General features: G+C 39.9%; 2 protein-coding genes. Both read right to left on the bottom strand.

Going from position 1 to position 2,005, the window contains the following annotated elements; all coding sequences use genetic code 11:
- Window positions 1-97: 97 nt before the first annotated feature.
- Complete coding sequence (locus F6K40_RS39925) at window positions 98-1,159, bottom strand: tetratricopeptide repeat protein (RefSeq protein ID WP_293145788.1); 1,062 nt, start codon at window positions 1,157-1,159, stop codon at window positions 98-100.
- A gap of 373 nt (window positions 1,160-1,532) precedes the next feature.
- Window positions 1,533-1,748: a hypothetical protein gene (locus tag F6K40_RS39920; protein WP_293145787.1), complete on the bottom strand. Its 216-nt coding sequence runs from the start codon at window positions 1,746-1,748 to the stop codon at window positions 1,533-1,535.
- Window positions 1,749-2,005 lie beyond the last annotated feature (257 nt).

The raw sequence follows: 2,005 nt of genomic DNA, 5'->3' as shown, positions 1-2,005 counted from the left end.
TCAAAAACCAGTCACCCCAACAAGAGCAACCACAGACGATATAGATAACTCGATCAAACTCTTTTTCATAATCAATCTCTCCCTAAAATTCTATTTATTAGTTTTTCCTCTTTGTTATATAGCTCTTTACTAAAGCTAAATAATTTACTCTTGCCTTCTCCAACCACTCTGCTGCCTCATCCCCATTACCTAACACATATTCCACCTTCCCTAATCCCAATTGCATCATCGCCTTAACTTCGCTCATCTCCTCCTCCACAGTCAACGCCAATCCTTGCTGATAAACCTCCTTCGCCATTAAACTCAATCCTACCTGTCGGTAACTATCTCCCAACAACTGATAAACCGTTGCTGTCTGACTTCCAGATTTGACTAACCCTTCCAATACCTGAATTACCTCAAAATTTAGTTGATTATCTTCATTTAACTGATTCCCTCGGTAGAAATAAGCTAAAATCAATCCTTCTTGCTCTTGAGTTAATTCCTGCTGCTTAATATTCGCTACTTGTTCCCGTACAGTCTTTGCTTCCTCATCCTCTAACACAGAAAACCAATGCTCGCCTTCTTGTGCAGAACGAGCGCCATTATCCGCGACTATAGTTACAAAATAAGATTTCCCAGGTTCCAACTTTCCATCATAAAGAATTTGGGTTTCATTGGTTTCTCCTTCCCAATCCTCAACCTTAACTGTATAGTTAGTTGCCCCAGGAACTTCATTCCAGCGAATAGTTAACGGCTCATTCAAAACGTAAGTATTGCGGGAACTAATCAGATATGGCAGTTCTTTTAGCTTTTCTTCTCTGAGAGTAGGATCGCGGAGTTTATCGTTATTACAATCTGGGCATAATCTAATAACTGCCTCTCTTTCAGGACATACCTCAGAAACAGGATACGTTCCTGCTTGTTCTACTGTCCGTTGATTCAGATCGCTACAATAAACCGTTACCGAAGCATTACTTCTTAGTTTAATTTTGTCCTCACCACTGAGAGTAATACCAGACTCAGCTTGATAAAAATCCTTCCATTGTGTCTTTTTTACCTCGACATTCCCCCGAACATCAATAAGCACATGAATGGGACTACTTAAGACAGGAGTCGCCCATCCGATAAGTGTTAAGCTCAATAAAGCCTGAATTGTTCCTTTCCAATTGAGTTTCATAATGATTAATAATTAAAGTTTAATGACAACCTCAAACTGTCATTGCGAGGGGGGCTGAGAAAGTAATTATCTTAGTTTGCCAATCCTTAACCCCCCCGTGGCAATCTCGGAGATTGCTTCGGCTAAGTTAATACTTTCTCCAAAAGGTTAACTGTTTAGATTACCGCCTCGCAATGACAATTGCTTGGCTTTCTTGCAGTGACAACCGCTTGGCTTTCTTTCACCCCCGTGGCAATCTCGGAGATTGCTTCGGCTAAGTTAATACTTTTTCCAAAAGGTTAACTGTTTAGATTGCCGCCTCGCTTCGGACAACCTCTTGCTTTCTTTTCTTCAAACAATGTAATTGTTAATTGTTAATTGTTTTTTAGCTTCATCAGGACTTACGCAAATTCCTAGACAAAACGCTATCTGTAGAGGGCGAATGCCATTCGCCCCTACTAGATATGGTGGCTGTGCGTAAGTCCTGTTCATATAACCATCCATCCTCTTCAGAATTAATAGTACCCGCAGCTACACGAGGTTCGATTAATTGACGACATTGTTGCCAATTTCCTTTAACTTCAGAAGATGGTTTACCTGTCTTTGACAAGACTTGACTGTAGATACAAAAAGCCGCCCCTGGATTACGGATATCTTCCTAATTTTTTTGAGCAATGGCCATTGCAGGCAAAAGATTGGCCAAAGCATCATATCGCTTTTGTTTAAATCTTGCCCACCCTAAATTTTTATATATGCCATATTTTTAAGTCTCGAAATTCGACTTTTCTTGATTCGTTAATCCCTCAAAATTCCTTTCTTTTTCCTCAAAAAGCTGCAAAACATTTTTTCCGCAAATCATTTTCAAGA

The sequence above is a fragment of the Okeania sp. SIO3I5 genome (assembly GCF_010672085.1).
In the GTDB taxonomy this organism is placed as follows: Bacteria; Cyanobacteriota; Cyanobacteriia; order Cyanobacteriales; family Microcoleaceae; genus Trichodesmium.
This window is presented reverse-complemented; position numbering and strand designations above follow the sequence as displayed.